17 protein-coding genes and 4 pseudogenes are annotated in these 21,041 nt (G+C 51.8%); 8 read left to right on the top strand and 13 right to left on the bottom strand.

The window, feature by feature from the left end:
- Nucleotides 1–26: 26 nt before the first annotated feature.
- Both LOZ86_RS11645 and LOZ86_RS11640 read right to left on the bottom strand, forming a co-directional pair.
- The gene (locus tag LOZ86_RS11645) at nucleotides 27–542 is read right to left on the bottom strand and encodes a toxin-activating lysine-acyltransferase (RefSeq protein WP_165708241.1); all 516 of its coding nucleotides are present in this window, start codon (nucleotides 540–542) and stop codon (nucleotides 27–29) included.
- An 11-nt stretch (nucleotides 543–553) separates the two neighbouring features.
- On the bottom strand, nucleotides 554–2,296 hold the full coding sequence (locus LOZ86_RS11640) for a ShlB/FhaC/HecB family hemolysin secretion/activation protein (RefSeq protein WP_165708239.1): 1,743 nt from the start codon (nucleotides 2,294–2,296) through the stop codon (nucleotides 554–556).
- A gap of 354 nt (nucleotides 2,297–2,650) precedes the next feature.
- Between LOZ86_RS11640 and LOZ86_RS11635 the strand changes: the two genes are divergently transcribed.
- Together LOZ86_RS11635 and LOZ86_RS11630 are read left to right on the top strand one after the other, a co-directional pair.
- Nucleotides 2,651–4,048: a YcjX family GTP-binding protein gene (locus tag LOZ86_RS11635; protein ID WP_039480923.1), complete on the top strand. Its 1,398-nt coding sequence runs from the start codon at nucleotides 2,651–2,653 to the stop codon at nucleotides 4,046–4,048.
- Nucleotides 4,045–5,088: a YcjF family protein gene (locus LOZ86_RS11630; protein WP_039513644.1), complete on the top strand. Its 1,044-nt coding sequence runs from the start codon at nucleotides 4,045–4,047 to the stop codon at nucleotides 5,086–5,088. The genes LOZ86_RS11635 and LOZ86_RS11630 overlap by 4 nt, the downstream gene beginning before the upstream one ends.
- Nucleotides 5,089–5,294: 206 nt before the next feature.
- Here the strand turns inward: LOZ86_RS11630 and LOZ86_RS11625 are convergent, their stop codons facing one another.
- A complete protein-coding gene (locus LOZ86_RS11625; RefSeq protein ID WP_039481586.1) occupies nucleotides 5,295–6,875 on the bottom strand; it encodes an EAL domain-containing protein in 1,581 nt (526 codons plus the stop codon).
- 526 nt (nucleotides 6,876–7,401) lie between these two features.
- On the opposite strand from LOZ86_RS11625, the pseudogene LOZ86_RS21550 reads away from it, so the two are divergent.
- Nucleotides 7,402–8,338: pseudogene (locus tag LOZ86_RS21550) on the top strand (hemagglutinin repeat-containing protein); the annotation flags it as partial.
- A 68-nt stretch (nucleotides 8,339–8,406) separates the two neighbouring features.
- Nucleotides 8,407–9,243, top strand: a complete 837-nt coding sequence (locus tag LOZ86_RS21545; RefSeq protein ID WP_039480912.1) for a hemagglutinin repeat-containing protein — start codon at nucleotides 8,407–8,409, stop codon at nucleotides 9,241–9,243.
- Here LOZ86_RS21545 and LOZ86_RS11610 read toward each other — a convergent pair.
- A pseudogene (locus LOZ86_RS11610) lies at nucleotides 9,172–9,432 on the bottom strand (helix-turn-helix domain-containing protein); the annotation flags it as partial. The gene LOZ86_RS21545 and the pseudogene LOZ86_RS11610 overlap by 72 nt on opposite strands.
- Before the next feature lie 8 nt (nucleotides 9,433–9,440).
- Here LOZ86_RS11610 and LOZ86_RS21420 point away from each other — a divergent pair.
- Together LOZ86_RS21420 and LOZ86_RS21415 are read left to right on the top strand one after the other, a co-directional pair.
- Nucleotides 9,441–9,572, top strand: a pseudogene (locus LOZ86_RS21420) (hypothetical protein); the annotation flags it as partial.
- Between the two features lie 87 nt (nucleotides 9,573–9,659).
- A pseudogene (locus LOZ86_RS21415) lies at nucleotides 9,660–9,776 on the top strand (type II toxin-antitoxin system ParD family antitoxin); the annotation flags it as partial.
- A gap of 265 nt (nucleotides 9,777–10,041) precedes the next feature.
- Here LOZ86_RS21415 and LOZ86_RS11600 read toward each other — a convergent pair.
- The 3 genes from LOZ86_RS11600 to LOZ86_RS11590 form a co-directional block, all read right to left on the bottom strand.
- The gene (locus LOZ86_RS11600; RefSeq protein ID WP_039480909.1) at nucleotides 10,042–11,151 is read right to left on the bottom strand and encodes a 4Fe-4S binding protein; all 1,110 of its coding nucleotides are present in this window, start codon (nucleotides 11,149–11,151) and stop codon (nucleotides 10,042–10,044) included.
- 374 nt (nucleotides 11,152–11,525) lie between these two features.
- Complete coding sequence (locus LOZ86_RS11595; RefSeq protein ID WP_039480906.1) at nucleotides 11,526–13,199, bottom strand: Tar ligand binding domain-containing protein; 1,674 nt, start codon at nucleotides 13,197–13,199, stop codon at nucleotides 11,526–11,528.
- A gap of 131 nt (nucleotides 13,200–13,330) precedes the next feature.
- Entirely contained in the window at nucleotides 13,331–13,627 is a 297-nt protein-coding gene (locus tag LOZ86_RS11590) for a YciI family protein (RefSeq protein ID WP_014915341.1), read from the bottom strand.
- 266 nt (nucleotides 13,628–13,893) lie between these two features.
- Between LOZ86_RS11590 and tonB the strand changes: the two genes are divergently transcribed.
- Nucleotides 13,894–14,652 carry a TonB system transport protein TonB gene (gene tonB, locus LOZ86_RS11585; protein WP_174865638.1) on the top strand — a complete coding sequence of 253 codons (759 nt, stop codon included), beginning with the start codon at nucleotides 13,894–13,896 and terminating at the stop codon, nucleotides 14,650–14,652.
- A gap of 102 nt (nucleotides 14,653–14,754) precedes the next feature.
- Here tonB and yciA read toward each other — a convergent pair whose 3' ends face one another.
- The 3 genes from yciA to LOZ86_RS11570 form a co-directional block, all read right to left on the bottom strand.
- Nucleotides 14,755–15,177, bottom strand: coding sequence for an acyl-CoA thioester hydrolase YciA (gene yciA, locus LOZ86_RS11580; protein WP_010275288.1), 423 nt, complete (start codon nucleotides 15,175–15,177; stop codon nucleotides 14,755–14,757).
- Between the two features lie 19 nt (nucleotides 15,178–15,196).
- A complete protein-coding gene (locus LOZ86_RS11575; RefSeq protein WP_010275285.1) occupies nucleotides 15,197–15,766 on the bottom strand; it encodes a septation protein A in 570 nt (189 codons plus the stop codon).
- Between the two features lie 199 nt (nucleotides 15,767–15,965).
- Complete coding sequence (locus LOZ86_RS11570) at nucleotides 15,966–16,718, bottom strand: YciC family protein (RefSeq protein WP_010275282.1); 753 nt, start codon at nucleotides 16,716–16,718, stop codon at nucleotides 15,966–15,968.
- Nucleotides 16,719–17,067: 349 nt separating this feature from the next.
- On the opposite strand from LOZ86_RS11570, the gene ompW reads away from it, so the two are divergent.
- Nucleotides 17,068–17,700, top strand: coding sequence for an outer membrane protein OmpW (gene ompW, locus LOZ86_RS11565; protein ID WP_230242033.1), 633 nt, complete (start codon nucleotides 17,068–17,070; stop codon nucleotides 17,698–17,700).
- A gap of 211 nt (nucleotides 17,701–17,911) precedes the next feature.
- Here the strand turns inward: ompW and LOZ86_RS11560 are convergent, their stop codons facing one another.
- The 3 genes from LOZ86_RS11560 to trpB form a co-directional block, all read right to left on the bottom strand.
- Nucleotides 17,912–18,643, bottom strand: coding sequence for an oligogalacturonate-specific porin KdgM family protein (locus LOZ86_RS11560; protein WP_230242031.1), 732 nt, complete (start codon nucleotides 18,641–18,643; stop codon nucleotides 17,912–17,914).
- A gap of 385 nt (nucleotides 18,644–19,028) precedes the next feature.
- A complete protein-coding gene (trpA, locus tag LOZ86_RS11555) occupies nucleotides 19,029–19,835 on the bottom strand; it encodes a tryptophan synthase subunit alpha (protein WP_039514933.1) in 807 nt (268 codons plus the stop codon).
- Complete coding sequence (gene trpB / locus LOZ86_RS11550; RefSeq protein WP_230243161.1) at nucleotides 19,835–21,028, bottom strand: tryptophan synthase subunit beta; 1,194 nt, start codon at nucleotides 21,026–21,028, stop codon at nucleotides 19,835–19,837. Before trpB ends, trpA begins: the two co-directional genes overlap by 1 nt.
- Between the last annotated feature and the right edge of the window lie 13 nt (nucleotides 21,029–21,041).

Raw genomic sequence — 21,041 nt, 5'->3', positions numbered from 1 at the left:
AAAAGTTATCCCTGCTAAAAGTGATGTTAAGCAACCAGCGGCGTGTTCTGCTGCCAGAGTCTGAATTGTTGTTGTGTGACGTCATCGCCACGGAACTGCAGTACCCGTTGTCCGCGTTCCGCCCCTTTGTGGTACAGCGCCCGGCCACATAAGTGGGGAAACAGCGTGCCGCCGACGATGCGGCGAAACGTCTGCTGGTCGCCGAATGGCGCGACCCAGTCGCGGAACCACAGGCGGTTGCCGCTGGTCCAGTCCTGCGGCTGCACCAGAATGCCGGGGCCGGTGAGGTAGCGTTGTTCCGATTCTTCATCCATCCACGCCCAGCTAAGGAAAAACATGGGCTTATCATCGCGGCTGGCGATAACAAACTGCTGATGTTTGATGGCGGGCAACAGCAACGTTGGCAGCACACTGAGCGGAATATCGCGGTGCTGTGCCGAATGCATCCACAGCCAGACTGCCGCGCCAAGTGCTTCCGCTTCGCTGAACTGACCGCCGAGCAGCGGGGCGGTTAACTGATAGCCATTAACAGGAATCTTCATCACGCGCCTCCTTAGTACTGCCAGCTGAGGTTGAAACCGAGGGTGACCGGGCTGGTGTGGAAACCTTCCGGTTTGGAGAACGGCACACCGACAAACAGGTCGTAGCCCGTGTTAAAGGCGTTGCCGCGCAGGCCAAGGACGCCGCCCGCCAGATGTTTTCCAACGAGGTAATCACGCGTGCCGTCAACTTCGCCGTAGTCAGCGCCGAGATACAGTTCCTGATTGGGCAGCGGCGTGCGCCAGGCCAGATCGTTGCGCACGAACCAGCCGTTGTCGGCCGTCAGGGTACGTTCACCGTCAAAGCCGCGCACGGTCCAGCGGTTACCAATCGACAGTTGATCTTGAGGCGTTAGTTTGGTGTGGTTGATCTGGCGCAGATACTGCACGTTGTAGCGGAAGGTCTGATTGCCCAGCGTAAACGGCACATCGAGTTGTGCATTCAGTTGGATAATTTTCGCCAGTGCGGTGCCTTCATCGAAATACTCTTCCTGCGCCGGAATAGCGCCGAACCAGCGAGTGCCGCGCTGGTAGCTCACTGCGGCATCAAGCGTGGTGGCGCCGAAATAGTGGCGGTGCTGCAGGCCCAGACGCCAGGCGCTGGTTTTACGCCGCTGCACATCCACTTCGGTATCGTTGACGAAGTTCTGTGATTCGCGCGTCAGAATTTCATAGCTCATCGAGGTTTTCTGACTGCCGCTGCGGTACAGCACCCGGCTCAGCTGGAAGTTAAGGTTTTTGCTGTTGCCGCTGTAGTTGTAGTCTTCATACGCGCCCGCTACATTCTGGTTGTAGTCGTAGCCGCTGGCGGTGACGCCCGCCATCCAGTAACCGAACGGCACAGAGTAGTGCAGCATGTAGTTCTTGCTGCCTTTTTCGCTGCCGGATTCCAGATCATGGTTGCCGGAAATATAGAACAGATCGCTGAGCGCGAAGGGATTATCGATATACAGCGTCAAGCCGCCTTGATAACGACCGGTGGTTTCGGTGCCAGAGTCATCGAGCGTCGCACCGAGACGCCACATTTTTTCCTGTTTCCAGGTCACGTCAATGTCGCTTTCGCCTGGCTGTTCGCCTGGAACAATCGCCATTTCTGCCTGTACGGTTGGCACGCGCTGCAGGTTTTCCAGTCCCTGCTCGATATCACGCAGATCTAGCAGTTCGCCTTCACGCGCTGGCATGGCGCTCCAGAGGCTCACGTAGCGATCGCTCTCTTTGGCCAATTCGATCTGGCGCGTTTTGCCTGGAATCAGAGTGATATGCAGGGTGCCGGTTTTCAGGTTTTGCGGCGGCGCCATCACGCGCGCGGTGACGTAGCCATGGTCGATCAGACGGTTTTGCAGTGCGCTCATCAGCAGGTTGACACCCTGAGCGCCCAGGCATTGACCTTTACCTTGATCGGCCAGCTGTTGCAGCGGGATACGCAGCCAGGAGGGAAAATCTTCTTTGCCGGTCAGGATAATGTGATACAGCGTAAAACACTGTTGTTCCTGAGGAAATTGCAGTTTAGTAAAGAATGACGAGGGGGGCTGCAAACGTACATCGGGCGTTTGTGGCGCTAATTGTTGCTGAATCGCACGCTGGCGATCCTGCTGGTTGATATTCAGCTGTTCATCCACCCGGTCCGGTGCGGCAAGAGGCGTCAGATTATTATCTGCCGCCCAGCTGCTTGCTGAGGTGGTCAATAAAATAAAGAGCGCAAGTTGGCTGAGACGCGCAGGTTGATACCCGTCAGTGAATGACGCATTCCGTAGCATAATGAATTAACCTGAATTATTAATTGTTATTGGGACACCATTCGTTTCCAGAAACAATTGGTTACTTGGTACAATTTCAGGTTATATACGTTAGCAATTTGTTTGCTAAGAGTTGTCTTATTGCTTGCTAAGAGTTGTCTTAAAATTATCGTTTCTTTACATTTTGGCGGCAAAAATACGGTATGAGATAGGTGATCGTGGTTGAATTTATGTCGGCGTGAGGCGTTTGTCTGATTTTATTATATTGATACGATATCTCTCTCAGCGATATATGGTTCTCAACGACATACAGTTCTCAACTACATATAGCTCTCAACAGTATATCTCCCAACCAAAGGAGTGATAGTTCATTCGATGAGTCGACTACAGAACGAAATTAACTCTCTGGTCAATCGCGGCGTAGATCGCCACCTGCGGATTGCCGTCACCGGGTTGAGCCGCAGTGGCAAAACCGCGTTTATCACCGCGTTCGTTAATCAATTATTGAATACCCACAGCGGTGCCCATCTGCCGATGTTTTCCCCCGTGCGCGAAGAGCGTTTGCTGGGGGTGAAACGTGTGCCGCAGCGCGATTTGGGCGTGCCGCGCTTCGCTTATGATGAAGGCATGGCCGCGCTGTATGGCTCGCCGCCGGCTTGGCCGACACCGACGCGCGGCGTGAGTGAGATTCGTCTGGCGCTGCGCTATCGTTCCAAGGATTCGCTGCTGCGTCATTTCAAAGACACCTCGACGCTCTATCTGGAAATTGTCGATTACCCCGGCGAATGGCTGCTGGATCTGCCGCTGCTGGAGCAGACCTATTTGAGCTGGTCACAGCAGATGAGCGGCTTGCTGCAAGGCGGACGCACCGAGTGGGCGAAACCCTGGTTGGCACTGTGTGAGAAAATCGATCCGCTGGCCCCAGCGGATGAAAACCAGCTTGCCGAGGTGGCGCAGGCTTACACCGACTATCTGCACCGATGCAAACAGGAAGGGCTGCACTTTATCCAACCGGGTCGATTTGTGCTGCCGGGCGATCTGGCGGGTGCGCCAGTGCTGCAATTCTTCCCTTGGCCGCAGGTGAATCAGATCGGTGAAGCTAAGCTGGCGCAGGCAGATGAGAAAACCAACATCGGCATGCTGCGCAAGCGTTTTGACTATTACTGTCAGTCGGTCGTCAAAGGATTTTATAAGGATCACTTTGTACGCTTCGACCGGCAAATTGTTCTGGTCGATTGCCTACAACCGCTCAATAGCGGCATTCATGCGTTTAACGATATGCGACTGGCGTTGACCCAACTGATGCAAAGTTTTCATTACGGGAAGCGCACGCTGTTCCGGCGTTTGTTCTCGCCCTGCATCGACAAACTGATGTTTGCGGCGAGTAAAGCGGATCACATTACCGCCGACCAGCACGCCAATCTGGTGTCGTTGCTTCAGCAACTGGTGCAGGAAGCGTGGCAGAACGCGGCGTTTGAAGGCATTGATATGCGCTGTGAAGGCATTGCGTCGATCCAGTCAACGCAGAGCGGTGTCGTCGATCATCAGGGACAGAAAATTCCGGCGCTGAAAGGGCATCGGCTCAGCGACGGCCAGCCGCTGACGGTCTACCCCGGTGAAGTACCTGCGCGTTTACCAGGTGCGGCATTCTGGCAAACGCAGGGCTTCCATTTCGATCAATTTCGTCCGCGAGAAATGACGGTAGACACGCCGTTGCCGCATATACGGTTGGATACGGTCATGGACTTTCTGTTAAAGGATAAATTGCGATGAGCGAACCACTGAAACCTCGCGTCACGTTCGATGACGTTTCACCGCAAGAGCCACAACCGCAGCTGCGTGCCGGGTTGGCGTTTGACGAGCAGAGCGGCACGCCGTTTTCCCCTATCAGCCGCGAAGAAGAAGTGCCGGAAGAAGGCGCGGCAGAAGAGGCGATCAGCGCGGCGCTGCGACCAAAGCGCAGTCTGTGGCGGCGTATGGTGATGGCGGGAATCGGGCTGTTTGGCGTTAGCGCGCTGGCGCAGGGCGTGCAGTCGCTGCATACCGCCTGGGTACAGCAGGACTGGATCGCACTGGGCGGCATTACCGCAGGCAGCCTGATTGTGGCGGCGGGCGTCGGCTCGCTGGCCGTCGAGTGGCGGCGGCTCTATCGCCTGCGGGAACGTGCGGAAGAGCGCGACGTGGCCCGCGATCTGTTACATAGCCACGGCGTGGGGCGCGGGCGCGAATTCTGTGAAAAGCTGGCGCGACAGGCGGAACTGGATAGCGGCCATCCGGCGATACAACGTTGGCAGGCTTCGCTGCATGAAACCCACAACGACCGTGAAGTGCTGGAGCTGTATGCGCGTCTGGTTCAGCCTGTACTGGACACGCAGGCGCGGCGTGAAATCAGCCGCTCGGCGGCGGAATCCACCTTGATGATCGCCGTCAGCCCACTGGCGCTGGTGGATATGGCATTTATCGCATGGCGCAATCTGCGCCTGATTAACCGTATTGCCGCGCTGTACGGCATCGAGCTTGGCTATTTCAGCCGCATTCGCCTGTTCCGGCTGGTGCTGGTCAATATCGCGTTTGCCGGCGCATCGGAGCTGGTGCGGGAAATTGGCATGGACTGGATGTCGCAGGATCTTGCCGCGCGGCTATCAACTCGCGCTGCACAGGGCATTGGCGCAGGGCTGCTGACCGCGCGCTTGGGTATCAAAGCGATGGAGCTGTGCCGTCCGTTGCCGTGGCTGGATGACAAACCGCGCCTCGGCGATTTCCGCCGCGAACTGATTAGTCAGGTAAAAGAAACGCTGCAAAAAGGGAGGTAAATTATATGGGTTTTGTAGCCACCAGTACCGATGAGGCGTGTAATACTATCGCGTATGTTATTTCTTTTTCAATTGGTGTCAGATCAATTTCAGAAAGGAAAGACTTTGATACGCCCGTCCCTTATCCATAAAGCTAATATCTAGTGGAACGGGACACGGTAGCCAATGACAGTAGGCCGACTCTTGCCAGCCGACCTGCTGTCAGGTTACACCGTTTCTATCGGCGGGCATGGATAGTGATGGATATCCGGTAGATCGTGCAATGGCACGGCCTTACTGAAATACCATCCTTGCATAATCGCCGACGGGCACTGTTGCAGGATGTAGGCGGCTTGCTCGCGCGTTTCTACCCCTTCGATGATCACCGGGACGTCGAGTTTTTTGATAAGAGTAAATAACAGATCGGCCATGGCGGCATTAACCGTATCCGTGCCGATGGCGTCGACAAAAATCTTGTCGATCTTGATCATATCGAACGGTAAATGGCTCAGATAATCGAGGTTGGAATAACCCGTGCCGAAATCATCAAGCGCGATCTTATAGCCCGAGCGCCGTAGCGCCTCAAGGCCATCAGCCAGCGTCTTGTGGGACGTGCTCGACCGCTCGGTGAGTTCCAGCATGACGCGGGTTTTATCGATCGCCAATTCATCACACATTTGCTGTAGGAAGTGATGATAATCCGGCGAAATAATGTCGGAGACGGACAGATTAATACTCAGAAGAAAGGGCGTGTCATGCGTGAGGTACGGCTGCATGTCACGCAGCGCCTGACGCGTAATGATGCGGGTTAGCTCATCTGAGTAGCCCATTTTTTCAGCCGCGCTGATAAAAAACTCTGGAGAAACGTTGTCGCCACGCTCGTTTTTCCAACGCGCCAGCGCCTCTACACCAATAATGGTGCGCTGCGGCAGGCTAATCAGCGGCTGGTAATGTACCTGAAACCGCTGGTGTTTGATCGCGCGTTTTAGCTGTGAGGGTAAAGTATGGTGCCGATCGTCATAGAGCTGGTAGGACAGGGTAAAACTGGTCCCGAGGAGCGCCCCGACAAAAAACAGCGCAGCGATGATATACCACGGGCGATACAGGATGCCGGCAGAATCCAACTGAGCCAGCACGCAGACATTCAGGGTCGCCGCGCAGAAAAACGTCTGGCGTTTACCCATGGTCAGCCACCCGTTACTCTCATGTCGCGTCTCTTTGAACATTGAGAGGTCGATGTTGCCAAAGGTCTGGTAGATATGCCCCAGATTGCGCGTGAGCAGCATCGCGCTGTATTCGGCGGGTGGTTGAGTGAAATGACGAAATGCGGCGGCTGCGGTGACAGTGACGACACCGTTGAGGCTCGCCATATCTGCGGTAATACGCGGATCCACCACATCTTTCATCGCGGTCCACAGTTGCACGCCCTCATCGGTCGTCAGGTTCGGCGGCAGCAGATAAATCGGTGGGTTGAGGATGCCCCAGCCCGCGGAACAGATGAGATAGTTGTTCTTGATTCGCCCAATATCACGCAGATAGACGGAGTAAAAGGAGAGCAGGCGTAATTCTTTCAGATCGGCGCTGGAGCAAGGCGTGTTATTTAGTGTCAGCACGCGGTCAATGGTTTCCCGGCTTTCACGGGCGACGGCGGTGCCTTGTTCGAGTACGTCTTGGCTATAGTGCTGCAACTGCGTTTGTTCCAGTCTGGCTAAAATTCCCTGACCAATAAACAGCGCCAGCAATGCGCTGGCAAATGAAATCAAAATAAGTCTGAACCACAATCCGGTATTGGTAGTTAAGGTGAGCATAGCGACCATTTGGTAGCGTGACGGGAATAGTACGGCATGGGTTCAAATATCGCATCCTTGCCAGTTGCACAGCATAAAAACGTTCCTGCAAATCAGAAACAACGTACGGCCTTTCGGTAAGGTAATAACGTTTTCTATTATTCTAAAAGAAAATCCATGATGCCTAACGGCCGGAAACACGAATAAAACTAGGCTAGTTCTTCCCCTCACATCGTTATTGCCGAAAGAATTTCCTTTCCGTTGAAACTCACTGACCCGCTCTCCCACTTAATGAATGAACAAGATGACTGTATGTACAGCATGACAGTTCACCACCGTAAACAGTTATAATATTTGTATATATATCATGTATTTAGGGTTTTACCAGGTGGCTTCTCAGACTCTGGGTACCGCGATGGCCGGTCTTCTGAATCGCTGGCTGTCGGAGGACGATGCCAACAAAGCGATTTCGATGCTCGGCCGCTATCAGATCGGCGCGGAGAAACAGGTGGACAAAACGCTTTACCGCGTTGCTGCCTACCCTACTTCTGGTCACATCAGCAATCCCGATGCGGTCGCGCTGACGTCGACGGGTCAACGACCTGATACTGGTACAAGCCTGACGGCGGTTAACGTGGACAATACCGCAACGGGCGTCACGATAGCGGGTACGGTGGGCACCCCGCCACACTGACCACACCGGATATGGCCGCGGTTGAGGCACCAAAGCAGGCGGTCAGTGCAGACACCCGACGCCTGCTGCGCCACCACCTCTCTCTGCTGCTGAGCGCCATCGGGCTGCAAAACCTGAGCACCAACCCGCTTGCCGAGTACCCGCTGCCGACGGGCAATAACGGGCTGCTGGTTGTCGATCCGAATGCTGACAGCCGTTACCTGATCCACACCAACCCGAAACTGGAACAGCTGGGTAACGCGCAGTTCAGCGACCTGCAACTACTGCTGGGGCAACAGCCGTCAACGGTGGTGCCGGTTGAAACGCGCTCTCAGTGGACGCAGGCCGACAGGGTACTGGGCTCATCCTATCTGCTGGATAAGCTGAATCTGGATGCAGACCATGATTACCGCTTCCTCGGGGATGCGGAGTTTGATACCCGCTACATCAGTCAGGCGGTGCTGAAACAGAAGGGGCAGCGTCACCTGAATGGCACCGGCTCCGATCTGGCACAGATGCAAATGCTGCTGGATAACGCCGCGGCGGCACAGAAAGGCATGAACCTGCAACTGGACATCAGCCTGACGCCGGATCAGGTCGCGAATCTTAGCCAGAGCCTGGTCTGGTGGGAAAATATCGAGGTCAACGGCCAGACCGTGCTGGCACCGAAGCTATATCTGGCGTAGGCGGATAAAGCAACCTGCAGGGCAGCGCAATTGTCGCGAATAAAGTCGAGCTGAACGCGGGCGGCAGTACCGCACAGCGCCGTACGCAGGACGTGGCAAACAGCCAGCTCCTGAGTGGGGGCGATCTGAGTCTGGTGGCTGGGCGGGATGTGCTGTCCTGTTCGAAGCGGCCAGCCTGAACGCCAAAGGTAATGTGGCACTGGCGGCCGGACGCGATCTCAACCTGCAGGCGGCTCAAGGCGTGGCGAGTGGCGCGGTGACGGCACAGGCGGGCAACAACATCAACCTACTGTCGGCCACCGAAACGCAGCACACCTTCTTTGAAGAAACCACGGTCAAGAAAAAGGCCTTCTCGAAGACGGTGACGCATACCCTGCGGGAAACGTTGCAGACCGATGAGAAAAGCAGTTCATTGTCGAGTGACAGTGTCACGATGGCGGCCAATCAGGATATCAACCTGCAGGGCTCCTCGGTGGTCGGCGACAAACAGGTCACGCTGCTGGCGAATCATGACGTCAACACCGCTGCCAGCGTAGAGAACTACCAGAACTATGAAGAGCACAATGCGGTTGAGAATAACAACTTCAATCTGAGTAATATTGCGCCGAAGGGATTGCAGGATGTAGGGGCATTGATGACATCGTTGTACACTAATACCAACATGGTGGATGAAAACGGTAATGTGCTGAACCCCATAACGGAAGAACAGCGGCAATACGCGATGCATAAGCTAGTCACGGGGACGATGCCGGAAGGGCAGGATATCTCCGAAGCGATAGTGGATGGTTATACGAATGGGGTACTGATTGCTGGCGCGTGGTATCTGGGGCCGGCGGCGTCAATAGGTAAAGTGGCGGTTGGTTCGGCATTGAGTGGTGGTGCGAATGCCGCCTATCAATGGTATGACCTGAGCCAGAAGGGTAATGAAAATAAAACTTATGATTACTGGGGTACCACAGCGGCGGGACTGGTACTTGATAATCAGGCTCTCCAGCACTTCCCTGACAATCGTCTGCTCGTTCTCGAGTAGCTGACTGACGGCCTCAAACTGAAGCGTCAGCGTGTCACTTGGGCCACGTTCATGTTCTTCAAACAGCAAGTGATCGGTACTGACATGCAGCGTGGTTACAATCTTCTTGAATGCATCCAGCGACGGCATGGCCTGCCCGCTCTCATACTTCTTCCAACTGTTAACATGCAGGCCGACAGCATCAGCCATTGCCTGCTGTGACAGGCCGAGCTTTTTACGTAATAACTCTGCAAGGTCTGCGCTGGGGCGAGGTGGCGAAGCTGGATATCTACAGCGTGGACGGGAACCGTAAAACGGTAACGGTGAGACAGGGCAAGGGAAGGAAAGATCGACTCGTTCCCATCGGCGGACGGGCGCTGCGCTGGCTGAGTCACTACCAACATCAAGTGAGGCCGCAACTGCTGGTCAGTCAGGACATTATTGCGTTAAGTCCTTACTTCGAGCAATTTATCCGTGAACAAATCGAAAGTGGTCGTTACAACAATGTCAGCGAGGTCATCCGTGCAGGGTTGCGGGCGCTGAGCTCTACCGAAGACTTGTACCGGCAGTGTTGTGTAATCGGCGACACTGGAAGCTGGACGTTTACAGGCGATACATAACGCGCAGGCAGTGGGCGGTTCGGATGAGGCATCACAGCTTGTAATTAATAAGATTGCTCAAGCAGGGGCGACAAGTGCGGCTGGTATTATTGGTGGAGCAGGCAAGTCTGGAAATAATACTGGAAAGGGTACTTGTTTACACGAATAGCTGGATCGTTCAAGTGCTCCTTAAACGATCGGCGTTAGCCGACCCTTTGCTTTATGGATGGCCAATACTTTGTGAGCCGGGGATGAGCCGGAAATACATGTGTTCGGGAATCGGGCTGTCCCAGCCGCCGATGTACATTGCAAAGCCGATCATGCCGAAAAGAATACCGAGTACCAGCCCCGCCATCACAATGCCGGACAGCGCAGTTTGTCGGCATAATGGTTTGAGTGTTTTACTGTCTTTTGTCTGCAAACCTGAAGGGGCGGTAAGCGAAAAATGGAGCGTTGAGTCCACTGGGCAAGATTCGACGCAGGTCATGCAGGCCGTGCACTCCGCCGTTCTCACCTGAATCAGTTTATCTACTGGGATGTTAGACGGACAGGCTCTAGCGCACTTGCCGCAGTCGATACAGCTGCTGGCGTTACGACGGACTTTGAAGGGGGACAGTAGTGAAAATAACCCCATGAGTGCACCGTAAGGGCAGAAGTAACGACACCAGAAATGACGGATAAACAGACTGGCAAACGTGAAGAGAAAAACGCAGACCAGCGTGATGGTGCCGATATTGCGAAAGAAGCCGAGCATTTTAACGTCGGCGATTAGGCCGTAGGGCGACATTAGGAACATATAAATACCTTGTGCCGGCATTGATAAGGCGATGTAGAGAAAAAAGCCTAATAACAGATATTTCAGACTGCGCAGCGGAATATCCAGCCACTTCGGAAGAATGAAATGGCGGCCAAATATTTTTTTCCCCAATGCACCTACCCACTCGGAAATCGTGCCGATAGGGCACAGCCAGGAACAGAACGATTTCTTCAGCAACAGGCTAATAAGAATAAATGCGAGAAGTAATAACATTGACGCAAGGTGGATAGGGGGGAAATTACCCGTTTCCCACGTGAACTTCACGTTCATCAATCCGGCAATCGGCAGCCAGCCCTCAATACCGCCCGGTCTTGACATATAAAGACTTACGCCACCAGTTTCAAAGTAGCGAACCCAAAAATAGAAGGTGATGCCGATATAAACGTTGAGTGCCAGTAGAAGAATTTGTGTTGCTCTGCGCCAGCTTAGAGCATTGCGCCAGTTGTTCCAGGGAAGTTTACCTCCGGTCGTGCCAAGACGGCGTTGCCACCGCTTTCTTGCTTTCTCACTCATGGCTCTCAATTGCCCCCATTTATTTCTTTCACTCGGCGCTTTCAATACACCGAAGAGATCGTGGGGCAACGTTATCACGTTCTTAACGGTTAAAAATTGATTTGTGTATTATAAATGCAAGTTTATGATTTTTTAGCTGGTTGATTTAAATAAGATAAGGAGGAAATAACGTGGTATTCATTGCATGAGGGGATAGTGTACGAGAAGGAATGCTTTCGTTAGTGATGTGAAAAAGAATGGGTACAAAAGTGTACCCATTCTATTAATTGCTAGACAGCACTATCTTTGAATATTTCGACTACTCAGTCCTGCGAAGCCCATCAGGTAGCCAAAGAACGTATTAATATATTCTGGCCTGCCGGTGTGGGTATTTCTCATCCCATCATCGGAATGCGCTGGGTTATTTCTCTCTGATCGAGAGTCGGGTTAATGTCACCCTTCGTTGAGGGCAGGATGAACAGCGATACCGACGTATTTAAGCGTTCTGTTTGCTCCAGCAGTGAAGCGAAGGTGTGTGCGGAGGCTTCAACCTGTCCCGCATTTTCTCTGACGGTGTCGTTCAGCGTACTGAGCCGAGCGGTGACTTCATGAATGCTCACGTTCTGCTGGTGTGATATCTCCGAAATCTCGCTCAGAAACGTGCCCGTGCCTTTCGCGGTCTGAATGATGTGTTGCAGGCTGTCATTCAGTTTGTTCACCAGTCGCGTTCCGGCGGTGACGCTGTTATCAGAATCACGAATCAGCACATTAATATTTTGTGCAGAATGGCTGCTTTGCGACGCCAGCGTGCCAACTTCCCGCGCGACAACGGCAAAGCCGCGTCCCATCGTCCCAGCTCGTGCGGCTTCAATGGCGGCGTTCAACGACAGAATGTGCGTCTGGAACGCCACGTTCTCAATCATCCCAATCGCTTCCGTCATCTCACGCGTTCTGCCTGCAATGTCTGACATCGCCACCTTGACGTCATTCATCATTGTCTCACCCTGCGCGGCGATCTTGCTGGTGTCTTCCGCATGCAAATTGGCCTGTTGGGTATGCTGGGTATTTTGTTCCAGATGTTGGCTAAGCTGAATAATATGTTCTGTGGTGACTTTGAGCTCGTGAGATTGGCGGTTTGCCTGTTCGGAAAGCCGATGGTTATCTGCCGCGACCCGATCGACCTGCGTCACCATATGGTCAACGCCCTGGCGAACCTGATTGACCAAGGTCACCAGACCTTCCTGCATTTGAATGACGCTAGCATTAAGCTGTTCAACTTCGCGTGTACCGCGCGTTTTTGTATTGACCGCATGCGAAAGGTCGCCCGCAGCGATCAATTTTAAATGGGCAATAATGTGCGTCAGCGGACGAATAATGATCCGACTTACGCCAATCCACACGGCGATGGCGATCGCCAGCAAGAGGCCAAGAACCATAATGAAAATCGTTTTTGCGTTATCGAGAGAGGATAAAAATTGTTGGCCATGCTGCTTTTGCAGCGCATCGGTATCTTGCAGATAGTGTGAATACTTCTGGGTAAAGTCGCTTTGGTAAGCCTGTACCGGAACGGCAAAGAAAATATCGATCTGATTCGTGGTCTTTATTCCCTCGGCCAGCTCGACGAGCCCGGAATAGAGCTGGCTGTAGCTCTTTTTCAAATCGATAAAAGCCGCGGTGTCCGCTTCAGCTGTTGTGACCGTTCCCAGTAATTGGTAGTGCTCCTGTGCCTGTTTTAGAGACACTTCCGCCTCATCCATCAGGCTGTGCCAACTGCCTTCAGACCCCGTTTCTTTGTCTACTAACAGATAAATGCCCGCGCGGTTGAGTTTATCGCTGGCACTCATCACTTCCATCCGCGCTTTATCCATTAAGGCTTGTTGCTGGCGAAGGCTCTCGTTAGCGGAAATATCCTGCCGAACCTGCGTCATCGTTTGCGAAATGACGCCGACGGAAACCAATTGCAGTAAAGAAAATAACCCAATGATCAATAACAATCCGGAGAGAATACTGAGGCGATGACGGCGGTGGATAGTAGCAACTCCGTTTCGCAAAATCGCAGGCATTAACATGATTGCTGACCCTCTATAGATGAATAGCGGTCAAACTATCACTGTTAAATGACTAAAATATTTCAGCTTTTGACGGGAGCGAAAAGGGCCATGGCTTTTTCATGCAACCATGACCTGTATCAATTGGATGTTTAAAACACTTTTTTGAATGGCTTCACGCTGACGTGTTTATAGACGCCTGCTGCGAGGTAAGGGTCGGCGTTGGCCCATGCTGTTGCCTCATCCAGCGATGTGAATTCGGCGATAATCACGGAGCCGCTAAAGCCAGCCTGGCCGGGATCCTCGCTGTCGATTGCAGGCAAAGGGCCAGCGGTAATCAGTCGCCCTTGATCGCGCAATGCCTGTAAACGGGCAAGATGGTCCGGTCTGACCGACAGGCGTTTTGCTAATGAATCAACATTATCTTCAGCATAAATGACGTAGAGCATAGCGACCTCACAGGTGGGAAGGTACCCTTCATCGTTTGGGGTGCCGGGTTTGAGACCCCCAGCGGTCAAACGCTATTGGGTAAGAGAAACGAGTTTCTATCATCATACGTGATGTTGTTTGAAGACAATAGTGCGAGGACAATAGGTTGATTTGCCAGAGTAATCCCCCCGCGATTTCGGTTTTTTTAACAATTCCACGGGTTGTTATTGAATATGATTGCTATTTGCATTTAAACTTGGGCGGCATAAGAGGATAAAGACAGACTATGCCGCAAAAAAAGTTTTTTTTGACCCGCCGTTACTCATGGCCATTCATACTTTCAGTCGGTTTTCACGGTTCACTGATTGCAGGTTTGCTGTACGCATCATTTAATAATTCAATCGAATTACCGCAGGAATCTAAGCCCATCAGCGTGGTGATGGTGAACCCTGCGGCCTATGAAGCGGCACCTGCTGCGAAATCTGCCCCGGAGCCAGAGCCGGTTAAGCAGCCTGAACCAGAGCCGGAACCCATTCCTGAACCGGAGCCAGTGCCGCAGCCGGTTCCTATGCCATTACCTGAGCCAAAGCCCAAGCCGCCGAAACCTAAACCGGAGCCTAAGCCGGTGAAGAAGGTTGAGCAACCGAAGCCGGTTAAACGTGAACCGACGGTTGAAAAACAGCCGCCTTCACCGTTTACCAGCACAGAGCCAACGCGCAATGTAACTAATGCGCCAGTGAAGCAGGCACCGGCACCTGCAGCAAGCACGCAGTCAAGCGGGCCACGTCCGTTGAGCCGCGCACAGCCTCAGTATCCGGCTCGCGCGTTTTCTCTGCGCGTTGAAGGGCGGGTGAAGATGCAGTTTGATGTGGACGAGTCCGGACGTGTTGACAACGTGCGCGTGCTTTCTGCTGAGCCACGTAATATGTTCGAACGTGATATCAAACAGGCCATGCGTAAATGGCGTTATGAAGCGGGTAAACCGGGCAAAGATTTGGTTGTGACCATCGTCTTTAAAATTGACGGCGGGGCGGCAGTCGAATAATTCACGCCAGTACAAAGAAACGGGACGTCATCTTTAGCAGATGACGCCCCGTTTTCGTATCGATCGCTATTCAAAGCAGCTTACGCCGATGAGCGCTAAACGTTACTCGCTTGGCGTGAAGTTGCTTTTACCCGCAGGCAGTTCGCGCGGATGGCCTTCTTCATCTACTGCAACGTAGGTGAATAACGCTTCGGTCGCCCGATAGCGCTGACCAATCGGCTCAGAGGAGACTTTCTTCACCCACACTTCAACGTTGACGTTGATAGAGCTACGGCCAGTACGTAAACAACGTGCATAGCAGCAAACCACATCGCCGACGGCGACAGGTTTTAAGAATGACATCCCATCAACCCGTACGGTAACGACACGTCCTTCGGCAATTTCTTTCGCCAGAATCGCGCCGCCGATGTCCATTTGCGACATCAACCAACCGCCAAAAATATCGCCGTTCGCATTGGTATCGGCTGGCATTGCCAGCGTGCGGAGAACCAGTTCGCCCTGTGGTAACACGTTTTGTGTGCTCATTGTGTCTATCTCGCTTTGGCTATTGCTGTTGCTCGCTTTTTTCTTCTTCTGACTTTTCCTGATCGTTAGGCAAGTGACGATAGATATAAACGCCACAAATCAGCGTAAACAGCAGCGTCACACCGGTCAGACCAAAGACTTTGAAATTAACCCAAACGTTTTGCGGTAACCAGAAAGCAATATAGATGTTAACCAGCCCACACACCAGAAAGAACATGGCCCAGGCGAAATTCAGTTTCCCCCAGACGGGCTGCGGAAGGGTTAACTCTTTACCCAGCATTTTTTGAATCAGGGTCTGTTTCATCACGAACTGGCTAACCAGCAGAGCGGCGGCAAATAACGCATAGATGATGGTGACTTTCCACTTGATAAACAGATCGTTATGGAACACCAGAGTAAGCGAACCGAAAACGACGACCATCGCAAAAGTGACCAGCGTCATTTTCTCTATTTTACGATACATCACCCAGGTGACCACGAGTGACAGCGCCGTTGCGGCAATCAGTGCACCCGATGCGATATAGATGTCATAAAGTTTATAGGCCGCAAAAAAAACGACCAACGGTATAAAATCAAGAAGTTGCTTCATTATGTCAATCCATCACTCAACAGTGTCGTAATCATAACCCGCGAGAGTTATCCGATAGCTCATGCCATTATCCTTTATTGTGGAACACCATTCCCGAGATATTGTAATAATTTGCAGAAAATTACGATTGGGTAGATAGCGAACGGAGATTTAGCAGAACCTATGCCACCAGAGCGATGGCATAGGCAGAGAGCGGCAGTTAAGCGCGCAGCAGCATATAAAGGCGGAACAGATAAATGAGCAGGATCGCGGAGATCAGGTTGCCCAAGCCATTCAGAACCACACCGAGCACGGTCGGTGAGGAAATCGGTAACTTTGACACGATCAGCAAAATAGCGATTTTAGCCAGTAGCCACATCACGATGGCAGGCGCGGTTGCACGCAGGTTGCCGTAAGCCAGTTTGGTGCTCACTTTAATGGCGTTGAAAATCCCGCTTTTTTCCGTGACGACAATCACGGGTGACAAACTCAGCGCAATAGCGAGCAGTACGCCAGGAATGACCAGAAGCATCATGCCAAGCTGGATGAGCAGAGTGCACAGCAGGATCAGGATAAGCAGACGCAGTAAAAAAGGTGCAGAAGCGCCAATCGCGCGCAGTGCGCTGGTGCGCTGTCCGTCAGAAACCAGCTGGATCAGCATCAGAACTCCGCCCGTCAGCAGCGCATTGCCCACTAACGCAGCAAAGGTGCCTGCTGCCGACATTTTCAGTAACACGGTTTGTTGTTCCGGCGTCATCTGCTGAATCATATCCATCAAGCCAGCTTCGACAGAAGATGACAGATCGCTGCTGGAACTGCTCAGAATCTGTAACTCGTCTCCAGAAGGCGATAGCGCATGATTCAGTATGACAGTAATGAATGCCGTCAACAGTGACATCATTAAGATGCTGATGAACTGGTTGCGGGTGAAATTCATCGTGTCACGGTACAACGTGTTAGCCGTGATAGGCATGCAGGCTCCTTGAAAAAAGATAAATCGACAGAGAGAACTTAACTCCCAATTGTAACCTGTTAATTCGCGCTGTGGCACCCCGTCAACGACGCAATGCTGCTTTTCGCCTCACTATGAGGTTAGTGTGGTATGGCTACTCATCGTGGCGCTTATCGTCACCTGCGGTGCATTTGATATCCTTGCATCATTATTGATCTGGATCAATTTCATGAATTTTAATGAGTTAGCGATAAATGATTCAGTTCAATTTGGGCGTAAAATCTTTAAAAGATGTGATCTGGCTTAAAACAAGAATACCTACTTAGGGGTATATTCGCTCGAAATTTAAACCCTATAAATGGAGTGGGTAATGAAAAAGACATCTTTCTTATTGTTGGCAGCGGCGCTCATGCCTGCATTGGCACAGGCTCATCAAGCGGGTGATTTCATTGTTCGGGCCGGTTCAGCAACCGTGCGGCCTGCTGAAAGTTCGGACAACGTACTGGGTTTAGGCGAGTTTCAGGTTAGTAACAATACGCAACTGGGTCTGACTTTTAGCTACATGGTGACGGACAATATTGGGGTTGAATTACTCGCCGCCACGCCGTTCAAACATAAAGTCGGAACACCGGGAACAGGGACCATTGCGGAAGTGAAACATCTGCCGCCTTCACTGGTCGCACAGTACTATTTTGGTGATGCTCAAGATAAATTACGTCCTTACTTAGGCGTTGGCCTGAACTATACCTTGTTCTTCGATGAGAAATTTAATGATACGGGGAAAGGGGCTGGGTTGAGCGATCTGAGCCTGAAGAATTCCTGGGGCCTTGCTGCGCAGGCAGGGTTGGATTACAACCTGGATAAAAACTGGTTGGTAAATATGTCCGTGTGGTGGATGGATATTGATACCGATGTGAAGTTTAAAGCCGGTAACGATCAGCAAAGTATCCATACGAAGATTGACCCGTGGGCCTTTATGTTTGGTGTAGGCTATCGCTTCTGATTGTTAACGTAATTTTTCTTGAAGAATAAAAAATTTCCGGGAAAAATTTTTAACGTTGCGTCAGCAATGGCCCGTAAGGGTGGCGACCAGGGATGGCTCGCCATAAAAAACGGCGACGTAAATAACGTCGCCGTTTTTATAGACAGGAAATAACAAACCAATAAAGAGAACGCTATTTTTATTACAGCAATTATCTAGATGGCGTTAGCCATTAGAAATTGTATTGTACGCCAACACGGTAGCGAGTTTGACGCTCGTCAGTGTTTTTGCTGCCAACAACGTTGCCGACTTCAGCGTAAGGCGTCCAGTTTTTGTCATATTTATACGCTAATTTAACGTTGTGAGTCAGGCCATAGTTGTCGTTGTCGGCGATGTAACCAGGAGCACCTGCTTTAGTTTTCTTATCGTATTCAAATTCGTATTCAACCACAAAGTTCGCAGGCAGTTTATAACCCAGCGTACTGGTGATGGTGTAGCCTTTAATATCGGTAGGGTTCGCAGCTGTGCTGGTATTACCGATGTTGTTACTTTTACGCAGGTAAGATGCACGGTAGCGCAGACCATAGTATAAGGAATCGGTAATGTTGGCCGTACCTTTGATGTAAGGACGGTAGTTGTTATCGTCTGAAGTGGTAACCATGTTTAGGCCGGTTTCCAGTCCAAAAGTTTTATCGAATTTGTACAGGTAGCTGGCGGTCACTTCAGTACCGTTGCTGACCGTTTCGTTATACGGTTTATTTGGGGTGGTATCATTTTTTGATTGGCCCCATTTGCCTTCCAGTGACAGGCCAAAACCGTTGTCAAAACGGTGGGACATCAGCAGGCGATCTTTATGATCGTTCTTTGCCGAATCATTCATTTCATGACGGTAGTCAATCGTCACTGCCATGGAGCTTAAGCTGATTAAGGAGGTTACCACCATCGTCAATATTTTAACTTTCATTTTATTATCCCAAGTCAAAGAGAATTATTATTTAAAAACGCGCTGCCACTTTTGTTCAGCAGTTCCATTCTATTTATTATTTCTTACAGTAATGTGAACAAGATCGTTAAAAAGAGATAATTTTAAATGATCTCAATTCTGTGATTTTCTTCGTATTTTATTCGTGGAATTTATGCGGTTTCAAAATTAAGAGGTAATTAACTTATTTTGTTGGTGTGGAATTAAGTAATTATTTCAATTTGAAAACATTTCTTACAATTATAATAAAGTGGAAACTAAATACTAATTGGATGTGTTTCGCATTAATTGAATAAGAAATAATTTGAAACATTACTCGGCGCGCGATAGGGCTTGTGTGAAACACAAATCGCGCGCCTGAAAAGTGTTATGAACGCGTAGCGGCTTTCATTTCACTCACAAAGGCGTGTAACTCGGACAGCATAACGTCAGGCTGGTTCAGATTTTTTTCGATAATCCGTACGATCGCGGAGCCAGAAATGGCACCCGCTGCGCCTGAGGCTAACGTTTCCCGTACTTGAGCGGGATCGGAAATGCCAAATCCTTGTAACGGCGGGGCAGCATGATACGCGTTCAGTTTGGCAACCAGATGATGCAGCGGCAGTTGTGCGCGCTTTTCTGCCCCGGTCACGCCCGCACGTGACACTAAATAGGTATAGCCGCGACCATAAGAGGCGATCTCGCGCAGCAGTTCATCATCAGCATTAGGCGGACAGATAAAAATGGGGGCGATGCCGTGTCGCAGCGCAGCCGCACGGAAAGGCGCAGATTCTACTACCGGGACATCCGCCACTAACACCGAATCGACGCCAACCTGCGCGCAGCGCTGATAAAATTCATCAATACCGTTGCTGAAGACCAGATTGGCATACATCAGCAGGCCAATCGGAATTTCTGGGTATTTCTGACGTATAGCCGCCAGCATTTCGAAGCATTGGTCTGGAGTGACACCTGCCGCAAAGGCGCGCAGGTTGGCATCCTGAATGGTTGGGCCATCTGCCAACGGGTCAGAGAAGGGCACGCCCAGCTCCAACGCATCGGCACCGGCGGCAATCAGCGTGTCGATAATTTTCAGGGACTGCTCGGGAGAGGGATCGCCCAGCGTCACAAACGGAACGAACGCGCCTTCCTTTTTCTCTGACAGGCGGTTAAATAACTGTTGATAGCGCTCCATTAGATTTCTCCCCGATCTTTCAAAATATCGTGCACGGTAAAGATGTCTTTATCACCACGGCCGGACAGGTTGACCACCAGCAGTTGCTCTTTTTCCGGTTCCGCTTTGATCATCTTCAAGGCGTGCGCCAGCGCGTGGGAGGATTCCAGCGCGGGAATAATCCCTTCGCCGCGGCAGAGCGCTTTGAAAGCATCCAACGCTTCATCATCGGTAATCGAGACATAGTCGGCACGGCCAATGCTGTTCAGATAGGCGTGCTGCGGCCCTACGGAGGGGAAATCCAGCCCGGCAGAAATAGAATAGGACTCTTCAATTTGCCCGTCAGACGTTTGCATCATCGGAGACTTCATGCCGAAATAGATGCCTACGCGGCCGTGTTTTAACGGTGCACCGTGCTGCCCAGATTCAATGCCCAAGCCGCCTGGCTCAATGCCGATCAGACGGACATCGGTATCGTCGATGAAATCAGCGAACATCCCAATCGCGTTAGATCCACCGCCGACACAGGCTAGTACCGCATCCGGCAAGCGACCTTCTTTTTCCAGGATCTGTGCTTTGGTCTCTTCGCCAATCATGCGTTGAAACTCGCGCACGATAGTCGGATAAGGATGCGGGCCAGCGGCCGTTCCCAGCAGATAGTGTGCCGTTTCATAGCTGCCGGACCAGTCACGTAGCGCTTCGTTACAGGCATCTTTCAGCGTGGAGGAGCCGCTATGAACCGGAATCACTTCTGCCCCCATCAGACGCATGTGGAAGACGTTCGGCGACTGGCGCTCAACGTCTTTGGCACCCCTATAGACGCGGCATTTCAGGCCGAGCAGGGCGCAAGCCAGTGCCGTAGCGACACCATGTTGGCCCGCACCGGTTTCGGCGATGATTTCGCTTTTACCCATGCGCTTAGCCAGCAGAGCCTGTCCGAGTACCTGATTGGTTTTGTGTGCACCGCCGTGCAGCAGATCTTCACGTTTCAGGTACAGCTTGGTTTTCGTCCCAGCGGTCAGGTTTTTACACAGGGTTAACGCTGTCGGGCGACCCGCGTAGTTTTTTAGCAGATCGATAAATTCGGCCTGAAATTCAGGATCTTTTTGTGCACTGACGAAAGCCTCTTCCAGCTGGCGTAACGCCGGGATGAGGATCTGCGGAACAAACTGTCCGCCGAATTCACCGAAGTAAGGGTTGAGTAATGTCATAATTTTCCCGTCTGTT

Origin of the sequence: Pectobacterium parvum, assembly GCF_020971565.1 — a bacterium.
Classification (GTDB): Bacteria; Pseudomonadota; Gammaproteobacteria; order Enterobacterales; family Enterobacteriaceae; genus Pectobacterium; species Pectobacterium polare.
The sequence above is the reverse complement of the archived record's forward strand: the minus strand, read 5'-3'. Positions and strand labels throughout refer to the sequence as shown.

Coding starts and splice junctions, on each gene's coding strand:
- LOZ86_RS11645 (WP_165708241.1), bottom strand. CDS start 542: ATGAAGATTCCTGTTAATGGCTATCAGTTAACCGCCCCGCTGCTCGGC.
- LOZ86_RS11640 (WP_165708239.1), bottom strand. CDS start 2,296: ATGCTACGGAATGCGTCATTCACTGACGGGTATCAACCTGCGCGTCTC.
- LOZ86_RS11575 (WP_010275285.1), bottom strand. CDS start 15,766: ATGAAGCAACTTCTTGATTTTATACCGTTGGTCGTTTTTTTTGCGGCC.
- trpA (WP_039514933.1), bottom strand. CDS start 19,835: ATGGAGCGCTATCAACAGTTATTTAACCGCCTGTCAGAGAAAAAGGAA.
- LOZ86_RS11590 (WP_014915341.1), bottom strand. CDS start 13,627: ATGCTCTACGTCATTTATGCTGAAGATAATGTTGATTCATTAGCAAAA.
- LOZ86_RS11600 (WP_039480909.1), bottom strand. CDS start 11,151: ATGAGTGAGAAAGCAAGAAAGCGGTGGCAACGCCGTCTTGGCACGACC.
- tonB (WP_174865638.1), top strand. CDS start 13,894: ATGCCGCAAAAAAAGTTTTTTTTGACCCGCCGTTACTCATGGCCATTC.
- ompW (WP_230242033.1), top strand. CDS start 17,068: ATGAAAAAGACATCTTTCTTATTGTTGGCAGCGGCGCTCATGCCTGCA.
- LOZ86_RS11595 (WP_039480906.1), bottom strand. CDS start 13,199: ATGTTAATGCCTGCGATTTTGCGAAACGGAGTTGCTACTATCCACCGC.
- LOZ86_RS11630 (WP_039513644.1), top strand. CDS start 4,045: ATGAGCGAACCACTGAAACCTCGCGTCACGTTCGATGACGTTTCACCG.
- LOZ86_RS11635 (WP_039480923.1), top strand. CDS start 2,651: ATGAGTCGACTACAGAACGAAATTAACTCTCTGGTCAATCGCGGCGTA.
- LOZ86_RS11625 (WP_039481586.1), bottom strand. CDS start 6,875: ATGCTCACCTTAACTACCAATACCGGATTGTGGTTCAGACTTATTTTG.
- yciA (WP_010275288.1), bottom strand. CDS start 15,177: ATGAGCACACAAAACGTGTTACCACAGGGCGAACTGGTTCTCCGCACG.
- LOZ86_RS11560 (WP_230242031.1), bottom strand. CDS start 18,643: ATGAAAGTTAAAATATTGACGATGGTGGTAACCTCCTTAATCAGCTTA.
- LOZ86_RS11570 (WP_010275282.1), bottom strand. CDS start 16,718: ATGCCTATCACGGCTAACACGTTGTACCGTGACACGATGAATTTCACC.